Annotated in this window: 15 protein-coding genes; 9 read left to right on the plus strand and 6 right to left on the minus strand. The window is 69.7% G+C overall.

Going from position 1 to position 12,819, the window contains the following annotated elements:
- Positions 1-54: 54 nt before the first annotated feature.
- Complete coding sequence (locus ACEN96_RS12445; RefSeq protein ID WP_495588323.1) at positions 55-903, minus strand: DUF1521 domain-containing protein; 849 nt, start codon at positions 901-903, stop codon at positions 55-57.
- Between the two features lie 253 nt (positions 904-1,156).
- On the opposite strand from ACEN96_RS12445, the gene ACEN96_RS12450 reads away from it, so the two are divergent.
- The 4 genes from ACEN96_RS12450 to ACEN96_RS12465 all read left to right on the plus strand — a co-directional run bounded on the left by ACEN96_RS12450 (position 1,157) and on the right by ACEN96_RS12465 (position 3,316).
- Entirely contained in the window at positions 1,157-1,399 is a 243-nt protein-coding gene (locus ACEN96_RS12450) for a hypothetical protein (protein WP_495588324.1), read from the plus strand.
- A gap of 32 nt (positions 1,400-1,431) precedes the next feature.
- Entirely contained in the window at positions 1,432-2,061 is a 630-nt protein-coding gene (locus tag ACEN96_RS12455; RefSeq protein ID WP_495588325.1) for a hypothetical protein, read from the plus strand.
- Positions 2,062-2,258: 197 nt separating this feature from the next.
- A complete protein-coding gene (locus tag ACEN96_RS12460; RefSeq protein ID WP_495588326.1) occupies positions 2,259-2,672 on the plus strand; it encodes a hypothetical protein in 414 nt (137 codons plus the stop codon).
- 68 nt (positions 2,673-2,740) lie between these two features.
- Positions 2,741-3,316: a DUF6933 domain-containing protein gene (locus ACEN96_RS12465; protein ID WP_495588327.1), complete on the plus strand. Its 576-nt coding sequence runs from the start codon at positions 2,741-2,743 to the stop codon at positions 3,314-3,316.
- 37 nt (positions 3,317-3,353) lie between these two features.
- Here ACEN96_RS12465 and ACEN96_RS12470 read toward each other — a convergent pair whose 3' ends face one another.
- Entirely contained in the window at positions 3,354-3,881 is a 528-nt protein-coding gene (locus tag ACEN96_RS12470; RefSeq protein ID WP_495588328.1) for a hypothetical protein, read from the minus strand.
- A gap of 109 nt (positions 3,882-3,990) precedes the next feature.
- On the opposite strand from ACEN96_RS12470, the gene ACEN96_RS12475 reads away from it, so the two are divergent.
- On the plus strand, positions 3,991-4,470 hold the full coding sequence (locus ACEN96_RS12475) for a GNAT family N-acetyltransferase (protein ID WP_495588329.1): 480 nt from the start codon (positions 3,991-3,993) through the stop codon (positions 4,468-4,470).
- Positions 4,471-4,516: 46 nt separating this feature from the next.
- On the opposite strand, the gene ACEN96_RS12480 is transcribed toward ACEN96_RS12475, so the two are convergent.
- Positions 4,517-5,623 carry a Leu/Phe/Val dehydrogenase gene (locus tag ACEN96_RS12480; protein WP_495588330.1) on the minus strand — a complete coding sequence of 369 codons (1,107 nt, stop codon included), beginning with the start codon at positions 5,621-5,623 and terminating at the stop codon, positions 4,517-4,519.
- Positions 5,624-5,857: 234 nt separating this feature from the next.
- Here ACEN96_RS12480 and ACEN96_RS12485 point away from each other — a divergent pair, with 234 nt between their 5' ends.
- Genes ACEN96_RS12485 through ACEN96_RS12495 form a run of 3 tightly spaced genes read left to right on the plus strand, consistent with a single transcriptional unit; the run spans position 5,858 to position 8,978 of the window.
- Positions 5,858-7,306: a sensor histidine kinase gene (locus tag ACEN96_RS12485; RefSeq protein WP_495588331.1), complete on the plus strand. Its 1,449-nt coding sequence runs from the start codon at positions 5,858-5,860 to the stop codon at positions 7,304-7,306.
- Between the two features lie 5 nt (positions 7,307-7,311).
- Entirely contained in the window at positions 7,312-7,737 is a 426-nt protein-coding gene (locus tag ACEN96_RS12490; protein WP_495588332.1) for a response regulator, read from the plus strand.
- Positions 7,734-8,978, plus strand: coding sequence for a hybrid sensor histidine kinase/response regulator (locus ACEN96_RS12495; protein WP_495588333.1), 1,245 nt, complete (start codon positions 7,734-7,736; stop codon positions 8,976-8,978). Before ACEN96_RS12490 ends, ACEN96_RS12495 begins: the two co-directional genes overlap by 4 nt.
- A 79-nt stretch (positions 8,979-9,057) precedes the next feature.
- On the opposite strand, the gene ACEN96_RS12500 is transcribed toward ACEN96_RS12495, so the two are convergent.
- Both ACEN96_RS12500 and ACEN96_RS12505 read right to left on the minus strand, forming a co-directional pair.
- Positions 9,058-9,804, minus strand: a complete 747-nt coding sequence (locus ACEN96_RS12500; protein WP_495588334.1) for a 2OG-Fe dioxygenase family protein — start codon at positions 9,802-9,804, stop codon at positions 9,058-9,060.
- A gap of 81 nt (positions 9,805-9,885) precedes the next feature.
- Positions 9,886-10,923 carry a CDP-6-deoxy-delta-3,4-glucoseen reductase gene (locus ACEN96_RS12505; RefSeq protein ID WP_495588335.1) on the minus strand — a complete coding sequence of 346 codons (1,038 nt, stop codon included), beginning with the start codon at positions 10,921-10,923 and terminating at the stop codon, positions 9,886-9,888.
- A 143-nt stretch (positions 10,924-11,066) separates the two neighbouring features.
- Here ACEN96_RS12505 and ACEN96_RS12510 point away from each other — a divergent pair, with 143 nt between their 5' ends.
- Positions 11,067-11,990, plus strand: coding sequence for an SDR family oxidoreductase (locus ACEN96_RS12510; protein ID WP_495588336.1), 924 nt, complete (start codon positions 11,067-11,069; stop codon positions 11,988-11,990).
- Between the two features lie 28 nt (positions 11,991-12,018).
- On the opposite strand, the gene ACEN96_RS12515 is transcribed toward ACEN96_RS12510, so the two are convergent.
- Positions 12,019-12,612: a rhomboid family intramembrane serine protease gene (locus ACEN96_RS12515; RefSeq protein WP_495588337.1), complete on the minus strand. Its 594-nt coding sequence runs from the start codon at positions 12,610-12,612 to the stop codon at positions 12,019-12,021.
- Between the last annotated feature and the right edge of the window lie 207 nt (positions 12,613-12,819).

Consider the following 12,819-nt stretch of genomic DNA (forward strand, 5'->3'; position numbering starts at 1 on the left):
CCTGGCGCCCGCCGAGGGCCGGGCCGTCCGATCACTTTTCTGGGAGGCCTGGGCTCAGGCGTTCCAGCGCGTCATCGACAGGCTGAAGCTGAGGTCCAGGCGGCTGGTCCACGAGGACGCGGCGTTGCTGGCCGAACCGGCTTCGTTGAACCAGGGGTTGCCGCCGGCGTAGACGCGGCCGCCATGGCCGGCGTCGTCGCCGCCGAGGCTGCGCAGCAGCAGGCCGGCCATCGCGATGCCGACCAGGCCGCTCATCGAGAACGCAGCGCGGTAGAGGTCGGCCATCTGCGCCTGGGCCTGCGCGGCGGCGCCGCCCTTCTGCAGGTCGGTGGCGTTGATGTAGGACTGGTCGACCTGGCGGAACTGGCCGTTGTTGTCGACGGCGATGAAGCCCTTGCCGAAGGTGTTCTCGTGCAGCGTGTTGCCGTCGGCGACGGCGTTGTCGAGCACGCGGCCCCAGCCCTGGGCCTCCTCGACATGCAGGTCGCCGACCTTGTTGGTGTCGATGCCGGTGATCTGGGCGGCGTAGTCGCCGCTGGTGATCGTGAGCTTGCTGGCCAGCGTCATGTTGTTGCTGGCGGGCACGGTCTCGACGGTGAGCTTGGTGCCGTCGTCCAGGCGGAAGGTGGTGGTGCCCCAGAAGTCGAAGCTGTGCTTGCCGTCGATGTCGACGTGGGGGTCGCCCCAGATGCGGTAGTCCTCGCCGGTGTTCTTGTTGTGGATCTTGATCTCGTTGTTGTCGCCGGCGGTGATGCGGTAGTTGTCGTTCTCGAAGACGGCCTTGCCGCCCTGCATGCTGGTGCTGGCATGCGTGGGGTTGCTGGACAGGACGCCGCCGGGGCCGGTCTGCGCGCTGGTGGCCGACGCGCTGAGCGACGCCGACACGGTGGTGTTGCTGATCATCTCGCTCTCTCCTCTGCTGACAGGTGATTTGACCGGGCGCCGCGTGGCGGACGGCCCGGTGGTGGTGGAACTGCAGCGAGATTGAAGCGGCTGGGCCGGAGCCGCGAAAGCTGGGAGCGTTCGCAATGCGGTTCGCCCCAACTAGGAATGGCCGCAGTTCCCGGCGCGGGCGAGGGCGGGTAGGCTTCATGCCACTGGATCGAGCGCCCCCCATCAGGGGGCCGACCTCCGGGTGCCCCCAACGAGTGCCGCCATGACGCCCTTGTCCTCCACCTCGCCGCTGCCTGCCGCCGCCGCGCTCGCCACCGAGCGCGCGCTTCCTTCCGGCCTGGGCACGGGGGTTGGCGCCTTGGGAGGCGCGGCGGGCGAGGGCAGGCGCGAGCTGCCGGTCGGCGACGCGCTGCTCCGGGCGGACGTGGAGCCGCAGGCGCGGGGCCTGGGCGTGCAGGCGCATGCCGCGCGGGTGCTGGCGGCGCTGGCGGGTGAGCCCGCTTGATGGGGCCTGATGCGGGCGGGACTCGCATCCCCATGAACGATCGCGCGCGCGAGCCCGAATGGCGCCGCGCCGCGCAGGCGCTGCTGTCGGGTTGCGTGGACCTGGGCGACGCGGGGCAGCGGCTGGCACTGCTCGAGCAGATCTGCCGCGGGCTGGGCGATGCGCTCTATCCGGACTTCCTGACGCTGCTCGCCTATGTGGGGGAGAACGGCGATGCGCAAGCCTGCGCGGTGGTGGCGTCGACGCTGCTGGAGGGGCTGCGCAGCGGGCGCATTCCGAGCGGACGCCGGCAGGCGTGGGGCGGGGCGCGGCAAGGCGGGGCGTGGCGATCGCTGGGGCCGCTCGAGTACCTCTGCGCGCAGCAGGAGCCGGCCGAGGCGGTGTCATGGAGCGAAGCGCGCTTCCGGCGCGAGGGCCAGGCCTTGCTGCGGCTGCTGGGCAGCGACGCGGACACGCGGCGGCTCTATATCGAGCGCCTGATGGCGCTGGCGGATGACCCGCTGGAAGGCGGCCTGTCGCGGCAGGCGAGGGCGGGGCTGCGTCGGATGGCGCAGGCGTGGGGCGAAGGCGAGACGCCCGCGGCGGTATGCGAGCGCTACCTGGAGAGCCTCGCGGAGCCGCGAGGCGGCTTGGGCGCGCTGGCGGCGGGGTTCAGGCGCTGAGCTCGCCGTGGGATTCCGAGAACAAGGAAGCCCCCTAGATTGCTGGCGAAAACGGACGCGGCATAGACAAGGTTGCGGATGCGAGCAGATGTCCGCGGCCGAATAGTGGGTCTCGCGGCGGGCGTTCCTGCCCTGACCGCGCCCGCGGCGAGCTGGCGGCTCGCCATTCGCATTCAGCATGGAAAGAGGAACCGATCATGGCTCAGGAACTTGTGGCGACTTTCGATGGACCGCTGGACAGCTTCAGCATCAACCTCAATCTTCAGAACGCCAGCAGCGGAGAGATTCGCGAGGTGGGCGTCAGCACGAGGACGGCCAAGTTTCCGATCCTCTTCGACACATTCGGCTTCTTCTCCGGACCCGCGACGCTTGTCGGTACCGATGGTGTGGACACCGAGGTGGTGACGGCGCGATTTGCCAACTTCTCGCCTGACAAGGCGGTGAGGTTTGGGGGAATCGATCCGGATTTCCAAGGGGATGTGTCGTCCGGCGTCCGCGTTGGCGATTTCGCTGGCTCGCGCATGGTGGTGCTGTTCGCGGACGGATCGACCGGGTTCGGGGAATTCCAGCCAACGAACGACGGCAAGCTCCGTGCCGTCGCCACGAAGTAGCGAGCCGTCGGGCCGCGTGAGGCCTGACGTCTGCGCAACGGGGTCTCGTGCCTTGGCGCGAGACCTCCTTGAAGCCGTTCGATGCACCGGGAACATTGGCCAGCCTCGATACTTGGCTTTTGTCTTCCCGTCTCAGCATCGTGTTTGCCCTTCGCTGCACCGAGAAGCTCCTCGACCGGCTGAACGCCGCGCCTGAACCAGGGCCGGCACCGCCGGACACTGTCCTCGGCGACTGGTACGCCAATCTGATCCGCGTTGGCCGGATACAGGTCGTGCTCGCTGTCAGCGAGCGAAGCTTGCTGCCCGTCGTGGTGCCGGCACGGGAGGTCCAGCGGCTGTGCGAGGCGGTGGAGCTGATGTTCACCGCCATTGGCGTTCCAGCGGACGATGCGACTGCCGAGCTCGACGCAATGCAACGTTGGGTCGTTGGAAAGACGGCAAGCCGCCGTGTCCTGGGATCGCTCAACGACTTGGCATTTCAGCTTCAAGTCGCGCTGCGCGAATTGCCGGATCGAACGCTGCTGGAGCACTCGCTCTGGTTGGCCAGAACGCCCCTGAAGTTCATCGACTACGGTGGACCTGACCAAGCCACACTGGCCGCGTTCGCTGCTCACCGCGCGCTGCGGGCGGTCATCGGCCGATGACCGCTTCACTCTGAAGCGCAGGGGCGCCGGCCATTCCCTACGGAACGAAGACCGGTCCGAGCAAACCGTCTGATGGATCGGCGACGAGTCGATCGAAAGTCACCGAGCTCGTCGGTGCCTGAATCCGTATACCGTATCTCAAGAGATCCTGAGGCCGAACGAGCAACCAATCTCGAGGTTTTCCATCGTTGGCGCCGCGGTCGGGCCGCTGGGAGCGGACGATGATTTCCTCGAGGCGCGGATATTTGGACATGTATTCCTCGTCCTGACGCGCGACCCGCCAGAGCGTCAAGTAATTTGAAACCCCCCACTGGATGACGCCGTCGATGGCCGATGACTGCTGGAAACAGGCCCATGGGCTGCCGTGAAATTCAATGGTTGCATTGACGAGAGTAACCGCCCTGGCCGCCGGCAGCAGGTAATTGGCGCAGGCCGACATGCAGAATCCAGCAACCCGCAGCGAAAGCCCGGATGTTTCGAGAATTCCGGCAATGCGTATGGCGGCGACCGCGTCGCCACCCAAGCTGTTGATTTCCAGAACCTTGAGGCCGTTATCCAGTGTCAAGCGACTGTCGTGATTACTCGCTGAGCCGGTGACCACTGGGTTGGATATCGATTCGCCGAATCACGTAGACTGCCTCGCCTTTTCGACTGGTGGCATCCGAAGGAGTGAGATGACGGTTCAGATGGACTCCGCCGTGGAGCAGCAGGCTTGGGCGGTGCGCCGCGCGCTGCCCTCGGACGCCGAGCAGATCGCCGCGCATGCGTGTCATCGGGAGGATGACGCGCCGCGACGGGCTGGCTATGCCGAATGGGTGCGTCCGCGAATCGGCAGCCGCCGCTACATCGGCTTCTTCGCCATGCATGAGGGCCAGGTGATCGGCGGCGCAGGCGTCGTGCTGCTGGACTGGGGACCGACGCGGGCCAATCCCGGTGGAGTGATGGGGCGCGTCGCCAATGTCTTCACCGACGAGGCGTTCCGTGGCCAGGGCATCGCGCGCGATCTCGTCGCACGCGCGATGTCAGCCTGCGAGGCGCTCGGCGTGCGCGAGTTCAACCTCGGCGCGACGCCGCAGGGCAAGGGCCTCTATCGATCGCTCGGCTTCGTCGAGTACCCCGCCGAGATGCGGCGCCGCGTGACGCTGGCCCCATGAAAAACGGCGCCCCTCGGGGCGCCGCTGCGTCGAATGAGCCGTCCGCTCAGGCCGGCTTGACCAGCAGCGAGCGCGCCCAGGCGTCCGCTTCGCGGGCCGGCGTCTGGCCGCTCGTCTTGATGCGGTCCAGCAGCTCCGCCACGCGGCCGCGGATCTGGCCGACCTCAGCCATCACCGCGCTTTCCTCGCCTTCATTGCGGTACTCGCGCGCCACGCTGATGATGCCGCCCGCATTCACCAGGTAGTCCGGCAGGTAGGTGATGCCGCGCGCCTGCAGCGCGTCGCCATCGGCCGCCGTCGCCAGCTGGTTGTTGGCCGCGCCAGCGATCAGTTGTGCCTTCAGCGCGGGAATCGACTGCGCGTTCAGCGTCGCGCCCAGCGCGCACGGCGCCACCACGTCGACGTCGGCCGCCAGGATCTCCGTCACGCCCACCGCCTTGGCGCCCAGCTCGGTCTGCGCGCGCGCGACCTTCTCGGCGTTGACGTCCGCCACGACCAGCTTCGCGCCGGCCTGGTGCAGGTACTCGGCCAGGTGCCAGCCCACCGCGCCCAGACCCTGCAGCGCCACGCGCACGCCTTCCAGCGAGTCGCGGCCCAGCACGCGCTTGACGCCTTCGTCGATGGACACGAACACGCCGTATGCGGTCTTCGGGCTCGGGTCGCCACCGAAGGCGCCATCACGCGGAATGCCCGACACATACGAGGTGTGGGCCATCATGCCCTTCATGTCGGCCGTCGTCGTGCCGACGTCCTCGGCCGTGATGTAGGCGCCTTGCAGCGACTGCACCGCGCGGCCGAAGGCCGCGAACAGCGCCGCGCGATCGAATTCGCCCTGCGGCTTCAGGATCACCGCCTTGCCGCCACCGAAGGGCAGGTTGGCCAGCGCGTTCTTCAGGCTCATGCCTTGCGACAGGCGCAGCGCGTCGTTCAGCGCGGCCAGCTCGTTGTCGTAGCTCCAGAAGCGGCAGCCGCCGAAGGCCGGGCCGCGCGCGGTGCTGTGCACCGCCAGGATCGCCTTCAGGCCGGTCACCGGATCGGCGGCCAGCAGCACGCGTTCGTGCGGGGCCTGGTCGGGCAGGCCGAAGAGCGAGGAGGGGAGGGAGTCGGACGAGCCGGCGGCCAGCGCGCGGGCGATGTCGGTCAAGGCGTTCATGTCGGAGCCTGCACTTGTGATGCTTGAAGGGAAACCGGCGCCACGCAGGGCGCCGTGCGGTCCCCAGGCGCTTGTGGCGCATGGGGGTCGCCAGTGTAAGCGGTGCCCTCGCCGCGAACGCTGCCACAACCCGTCGCCCCCCTCGGCGACGAGCCCCCTTGGCGGACGCCCCGCGCCCGTGATACACCTGCGTTCAAATCTTGTGCGAAAAACGCACGCCCAGGGAGGGCTCCCGTGACAGACAACCCCGCCGACGACCGGTTCCGGTCGATCGTGGAGGCGATCCCGAACGCCATCGTGCTGGTGGACCGGGAGCGCCGGATCCGGCTGGTCAATCGCAAGGCCGAGGAGCTCTTCGGCTATGCGCGGGAGGACCTGCTGGGCGCGACGGTCGAGACCCTGATACCGACCCGTTTCCGCGCTGGCCATCCGCGCCATGTCGACGACTTCTTCGCGCGGCCGGAAACACGCGCCATGGGCGCGGGCCGCGACCTTTTTGGCCGGCGCAAGAACGGCGAGGAAGTGCCCATCGAGATCGGCCTGAGCCCCATCGACACGGCCGAGGGCCTGTGCACGCTGGCCGCCATCATCGACATCACCGAACGCAAGCGCGCCCAGGAACGCTTCGAGCTGGTGGTCGAGGCCTCGCCCAGCGCGATGATCATGATCGACTCGGCGCGCCGCATCCGGCTGGTCAACCGGCGGGCCGAGGAGATGTTCGGCTACGAGCGCGCCGGGTTCCTCGGCCAGCCCATCGAGATGCTGGTCCCCGAACGCTACCGGGCCGGACATCCGGGCCACGTGGCGGCCTTCTCCGGCCGGCCCGAGGCGCGGCCCATGGGCGCGGGCCGGGAGCTCTTCGGGCTGCGCAAGGATGGGTCGGAGATGCCGGTGGAGATCGGGCTGACGCCGATCGACGCGCCCGATGGGCATTACGTCGTGGCCTCCATCATCGACATCACCGAGCGCCGCCGCAGCGAGGACGAGCTGCGCCGCAGCAATGCCGAGCTGGAGCAGTTCGCCTACGTCGCCTCGCACGACCTGCAGGAGCCGCTGCGCATGGTGGCCAACTACACGGAACTGCTGGCCCAGCGCTATGCCGGGCAGCTCGACGAACGCGCCGACAAGTACATCCGCTATGCCTCCGACGGCGCGCGCCGCATGCAGCGCCTGGTGGCGGACCTGCTGGCGTACTCGCGGGTGGGCTCGCAGGGCAAGCCGCTGATGCCGGTGGAGACGGAGCAGGTGCTGCAGGCGGTGACCCACGCGCTGCAGCGCCTGCTGCGCGAGTCGGGCGGCATCGTCGACAGCGGTCCGCTGCCGCGCGTGCAGGCCGACGAGGGCCAGTTGCATCAGCTGCTGCAGAACCTCATCAGCAACGCGATCAAGTTCCGGTCGGAGGCGCCGCCGCGGGTGCGGATCTCGGCGCGGCCGCAGGGGCATCGCTGGCTGTTCCAGGTCAGCGACAACGGCATCGGCATCGACATGCAGTACGCCCAGCGCGTGTTCCAGATGTTCCAGCGCTTGCACGAACTGGGGCGCTACGAGGGCAGCGGCATCGGCCTGGCCATCGCCAAGCGCATCGTCGAGCGCCACGGCGGCACGATCTGGATCGACTCCGCGCCGGGGCAGGGCAGCACCGTGTCCTTCACCCTGCTGGCAGCCCGCCCCGAAGGAGCCTGAACCCCATGAGCCAACCGCTGAACATCCTGCTCATCGAGGACAACCCCGGCGACGCCGACCTGGTGGCGGAGACGCTGGAGCACAGCCGGCTGCGCCTGGACATCGCCGTCGCGGTGGACGGCGCGCAGGCGCTGGCGCGGCTGCTGCGCGAGCCGCCCTATGAGGAGGCGGCGCAGCCCGACCTCATCCTGCTCGACCTCAACCTGCCCAAGCTGAGCGGCCGCGAGGTGCTGGCCCGCATCAAGGTCGAGCCCGACCTCAAGGAGATCCCCGTGGTGGTGCTGACCTCCTCCGACGCGGAGCACGACATCGTCAGGAGCTACCAGCTCGGCGCCAACTGCTACGTCACCAAGCCGGTGGGACTGGTGGCCTTCCAGTCCATCGTGCAGGCGATCGAAGGCTTCTGGTTCACGGTGGTGAAGCTGCCATGAGCGCGCTGCCCGACGACCTGGGCGCGCAGGCGCGCCGCGCGCCGCTGCCCATCCTGCTGGTCGAGGACAACGACGGCGACGCCGACCTGATCACCGACCTGCTGGCCGAAGCCGCGCCCATGGCGCCGCGCACCGTGGTGCGGGCGACGCGGTTGTCCGAGGCGGTGGCGCTGCTGGAGCGGCACCGGGTGGCGGCGGTGCTGCTGGACCTGCACCTGCCCGATGCCGCCGGCACCGAGTGCGTCAGCGCCGTGCGGGCGCAGGCGCGTGATACCCCGATCGTGGTGCTCACCGGCATGGATGACGACGCGCTGGCGATGTCCTGCATGACGGCCGGCGCTCAGGACTACCTGTCCAAGCACGACGTGCGGCCACGCACGCTGGTGCGCGCGATCGACTACGCCGAGGCCCGCACCCGCGAGGCGCGCGCACGCATGCGCGCCCAGGCGCTGCGCCTGCGCAGCGCCGAGCTGGAGCTGGAGAACAAGCGCATCCTGGAGATCAGCCGGCACAAGGGCCGGCTGCTGGCCAACATGTCGCACGAGCTGCGCACGCCGCTGAACGCGGTGATCGGCTTCTCGCAGTTGATGTCGGACGGCGCCGCCACCCTGCCCGCGGAGCGGGTGCGCAGCTACGCGGGGCACATCCTGTCCAGCGGCCGCCACCTGCTGGACCTGATCAACGACATCCTGGACCTGGCGCGGCTCGAGGCGGGGGGCGTGGAGCTGCATCCCGGCCGGACCAACGTGGCCGAGGTCGCGCGCGAGGTGGTGGACGTCGTGACCGGCAGCTTCGCCGAGAAGCCGCTGGCGGTGGACATCGAGATCGACGAGCACCTGGGCCTGGTCTGGACCGACACGCTGCGGTTGCGGCAGGTGCTCTACAACTACCTGTCCAACGCCTGGAAGTTCACGCCCGAGGGCGGGCACCTGACGGTGCGGGCCGCGCCTTGCGGCGAACACCGCTTCCGGGTCGAGGTGGAGGACACCGGGCCGGGCATCGCCGAGGAGGACCTGGCGCGGCTGTTCACCGAGTTCACGCAGTTGCCCTCGGCGGTCCGCCGCCAGTACCCCGGCACGGGGCTGGGCCTGGCGCTGACCAAGCGCATCGTCGAGGCGCAGGGCGGCCAGGTCGGCGCGCGCAGCGAGGTCGGACGGGGCTCCACCTTCTTCGCGGAGCTGCCCGACCCCGGAATGCACGGCGAGGCGGCGCCGCCGGCCGGCATCCCGGCGCCAGGCTGAAGGGGCCGCTTGGGGCGGAGCCCCGGCGGGCCGTGGGCGCGGTGGTGACGCTCAGCGCCCGTGCGGGCTTTTCTCGCGGTCAGCGGCCCATGAAGGCGTCGGCGCGCAAGGTCACGACCAAGGTGTCGCGATGGCCTGGATGGGCGGGCTCGATCGGCTGGATGGGCGTGGTCTCATGGATGACGCGCTCGTCGTCGAGCAGCAGCAGCGTCCACGGCTCCATCATCGTGAAGCGCTGGCCGCGCGGTCCGTCGGCCTCGAACACGCGCGACTCACCGCCCTTGATGCCATGCCGCGCCAGCATGAACACCGCCACCAGATCCACGCCGTCGCGGTGGGCGCCCTCGGGCGTCGGACGGCCGATGCCGCCGGCCGTGTCGATGCGGAACTGGTGCGCCTCGACGAACCACGGACGCGCGCCCTTGAGCCGGTCCGCCACGCCCGCCAGACCCAGCAGCAGCCGCGGCCAGATCGGCAGGTCGATCGCCGCCGCGTCCATCGGCTCGAACCAGCGCTCGATGCCGCCGTGCAGGGCGTTGTAGTCCACCGGTTGCCAGTGCGCGCGATGCGGCGCCAGGCGCACCGACGGGTCGGCCTGCGAGTCGACCACGAAGCTCGCATGCCGCCGGAAGCGGTAGCGGCCGCCGTCGCGCAGGTAGGCGTCCGGGGGCAGGTCGTTCCAGTACTGCTGCAGCCCGCGCAGGTCACCGGCCTGGCAGTGCAGCCAATGCGTCAGGCTCTCCGGCGCGATGACGGTGTGACCGAGATCCTGCAGTTGCTGCTCGAACTGCGCGGCGCTGGAGTAGGGCGGCGGGAAATGCTTCATGGGCGGCAGTATGGAACGGCGCGCGCCCGATGGCACATGTCACGCCGTGAGCAGGGAGTTCGAAGTGCGTTGAACGCGGCGTCAGCCGCCGTGTTTGTCCAATTCGGAGGTGAACGCGTCGGCGTAGAACTCCTGCGGCGGAAGACCGCAGCGCGCGACGAAATCGCGCTGCGCGGACTCCACCATCACCGGCGCGCCGCAGGCGTAGATCTGGTGTTTCGACAGGTCGGGGAGGTCGGCCATCACCACCTGATGGACGAAGCCGGTGCGGCCGGTCCAGCCGTCCTCGGCCTTGGGCTCGGACAGCACCGGCACGTAGGTCAGCGTCGGCATCGCCGCGGCGGCGGCCTCGGCCCAGCCGTGCAGGTAGAGGTCGGCCTTGGAGCGGCAGCCCCAGTACAGCGTCACCGGCCGCGTGATGCCCTGGTCCTGGATGCGTTCCAGGATCGCCTTGATCGGCGCGAAGCCCGTGCCCGACGCCAGCAGCACGATCGGCTTGTCGCTGTCCTCGCGCAGGAAGAACGAACCGAACGGCCCCTCCATGCGCAGGATGTCCTTCTCCTTCATCGCGCCGAACACGTGGTCGGTGAACTTGCCGCCGGCCATGTGGCGGATGTGCAGTTCGATCGCGGGCGGCGTGCCGAGCCGGCTCGGCGCGTTGGCCATCGAATAGCTGCGGCGCGCGCCGTCGCGCAGGATGAATTCGACGTACTGGCCGGCGCGGAACTGCAGGTTCTGGTTGGCCGGCAGCTGCAGCTTGACGACCGCCACGTCGCCCGCGGGCTTCTCGATCGTGATCACGCGGCTGGGCAGCTTCAGCACCGGGAACTCGCCGGCGCCGGGCACCGTGCGGGCCTCGACGGTGCAATCCATCCGCGGCCTCGCGCAGCAGGTCAGGATCATGCCGGCGGCTTCCTCCTCGGGCGACAGCGCCTTGGACTGGTGCTCGCCATGCACCACCTGGCCTTCGACCAGCTTGCTCTTGCAGGAGCCGCAGGCGCCGTCCTTGCAGCCGTAGGGCAGGCCGATGCCCTGGCGGATGGCGGCGGCCAGCAGGGTTTCGTCGTCGTCGACGGAGAAGTTGCGGCCGGCGGGCAGGACGGTGACCTGGAAGCTCATGGTGCGGAGTCGGCGCGGCCTCGGGAGCCGCGCGAAGTCGAGGAGTGAACGGGGCGGAAGCGACACGGCCCGCGCGGTCCATGGACCGGGCGCGAGCCGTAAACTGATCCGCCATTTTGCCCCAGCCCGCCTTGCGCTCCCTCATGCCAGGTTCCAACCCCGCGTCGCCCCCCCTTCTTCGCCGCGCCCGCCGCGGCCGTCTGTTGATCATCGGCTGCGGCGACGTCGGCCTGCGGGTGCTGCGGCAACTGGCCGGACGCTGGACCGTCTTCGCGCTGACCAGCAGCGCCGCGCGGGTGCACGCCTTGAGATCGGCCGGCGCGATTCCGCTGATCGGCAACCTGGATGACGCCGCCTCGCTCGGCCGGCTGGCGGGGCTCGCGGACCGCGTGCTGCATCTGGCGCCGCCCGCGGCGCAGGGCCGCACCGACGAGCGCACCCGCCGCCTGCTGCAGGCGCTGTCGCGCTCGGCGGCGCCGCGCCATCTGGTCTACGCGAGCACCAGCGGCGTGTATGGCGATTGCGGCGGTGCGCGCATCGACGAGACGCGGCGCCCCCATCCCGCCAACGACCGCGCCTGGCGGCGCGTCGATGCCGAGGCGCAATTGCGCCAGTGGGGACGCGTGGCCGGCTGCCCGGTGACGATCCTGCGGGTGCCTGGCATCTACGCGCTGGACCGCGAGGGCGGCCATCCGAAGGAGCGGCTCGGCAAGGGGCTGCCGGTGCTGGCGCGCGAGGACGACGTCTACACCAACCACATCCAGGCGGACGACCTGGCCCGGGCCTGCGTGCTGGCGCTGATGCGCGGCCCCGCGCAGCGCGTGATCCACGCCTGCGACGACAGCGAACTGCCGATGGGCGACTACTTCGATCTGGCGGCGGACCTGTGCGGCCTGCCGCGGCCGGCGCGCGTCGCGCGCGCGCAGGCCTCGGGCGTGTTCTCGCCAATGCAGATGAGCTTCATGAACGAATCGCGCCGCATGGACAACGGCCGCCTCAAGCGGGAACTCCGCCAGCGCCTGCGCTATCCGACGCCGGCGCAGGGGCTGCTCGCGGTCGAGACCTGACCCTCGCGCCAGCGGCCAGGGCCGCGGGTCAGCGTCTGCGGCCGCTGCGCCAGTGGTTGATCATCAGCCACGCGCCGAGCATTCCGCCCAGGTGGGCGAAGTGCGCGATCCCGCTGCTGCCCGAGAACCCGAGGATGAGTTCGATCGCGCCGAAGATGGCCACGAAGATCTTGGCCTTCATCGGGATGGGCGGAAACAGCGGCATGATGATCCGGTCCGGGAAGCGCAGCCCGTAGGCCAGCAGCAGGCCGAACAGCGCGCCGGACGCGCCGACGGTGGGCGCGTAGCTGCTGGTCACCAGCGTGAACACGAGTTGCGCGGCGGCGCCGGTCAGCGCGCTGGCGAGCAGCAGCAGCAGGTAGCGCGAGCGGCCGTAGACGATCTCCAGCTCCGAGCCGAACATCCACAGCCCGAGCATGTTGAAGAACAGGTGCAGCGTGTCGCCGTGCAGGAAGGCGTAGGTGACGGGCTGCCAGAGTTCGAAGCGGCCGGAGTTCAACGGCCAGAGGGCCGCCAGGGCCATGGTCGTGCCGTAGGCGCCGCCTGGCAGCAGCTGGAGCAGACAGAACAGGCCCACGCAGAACAGCATGAGGGCCTTGGTCACCGGAGGGATGGTGGGCATGGATCGGCGTCTTCAGATGGCGCCGGGCGGCGCGAGGGAAGGCGCAATGGTCATGTCAGCCAATGCGTTCGGGCGAGTGTAGCCGCGCCCCGGGGTCTGGCCGCCCATGAAACTGAGGCCGGGCTGAAGCTGGTCCCGAAGCCGGTCCCGAAGCCGCGCGCGTGGATGGCCGCCAGCGGACGGACGCAGGCAAGGCTTGACCCGCTG

It is taken from the genome of Roseateles sp. Mitsp63, assembly GCF_059491535.1.

What these genes read in the sequence shown, in the direction of transcription:
- ACEN96_RS12445 (WP_495588323.1), bottom strand. Translation starts at nt 903, where the DNA reads ATGATCAGCAACACCACCGTGTCGGCGTCGCTCAGCGCGTCGGCCACC.
- ACEN96_RS12450 (WP_495588324.1), top strand. Translation starts at nt 1,157, where the DNA reads ATGACGCCCTTGTCCTCCACCTCGCCGCTGCCTGCCGCCGCCGCGCTC.
- ACEN96_RS12455 (WP_495588325.1), top strand. Translation starts at nt 1,432, where the DNA reads ATGAACGATCGCGCGCGCGAGCCCGAATGGCGCCGCGCCGCGCAGGCG.
- ACEN96_RS12460 (WP_495588326.1), top strand. Translation starts at nt 2,259, where the DNA reads ATGGCTCAGGAACTTGTGGCGACTTTCGATGGACCGCTGGACAGCTTC.
- ACEN96_RS12475 (WP_495588329.1), top strand. Translation starts at nt 3,991, where the DNA reads ATGACGGTTCAGATGGACTCCGCCGTGGAGCAGCAGGCTTGGGCGGTG.
- ACEN96_RS12480 (WP_495588330.1), bottom strand. Translation starts at nt 5,623, where the DNA reads ATGAACGCCTTGACCGACATCGCCCGCGCGCTGGCCGCCGGCTCGTCC.
- ACEN96_RS12490 (WP_495588332.1), top strand. Translation starts at nt 7,312, where the DNA reads ATGAGCCAACCGCTGAACATCCTGCTCATCGAGGACAACCCCGGCGAC.
- ACEN96_RS12495 (WP_495588333.1), top strand. Translation starts at nt 7,734, where the DNA reads ATGAGCGCGCTGCCCGACGACCTGGGCGCGCAGGCGCGCCGCGCGCCG.
- ACEN96_RS12500 (WP_495588334.1), bottom strand. Translation starts at nt 9,804, where the DNA reads ATGAAGCATTTCCCGCCGCCCTACTCCAGCGCCGCGCAGTTCGAGCAG.
- ACEN96_RS12505 (WP_495588335.1), bottom strand. Translation starts at nt 10,923, where the DNA reads ATGAGCTTCCAGGTCACCGTCCTGCCCGCCGGCCGCAACTTCTCCGTC.
- ACEN96_RS12510 (WP_495588336.1), top strand. Translation starts at nt 11,067, where the DNA reads ATGCCAGGTTCCAACCCCGCGTCGCCCCCCCTTCTTCGCCGCGCCCGC.
- ACEN96_RS12515 (WP_495588337.1), bottom strand. Translation starts at nt 12,612, where the DNA reads ATGCCCACCATCCCTCCGGTGACCAAGGCCCTCATGCTGTTCTGCGTG.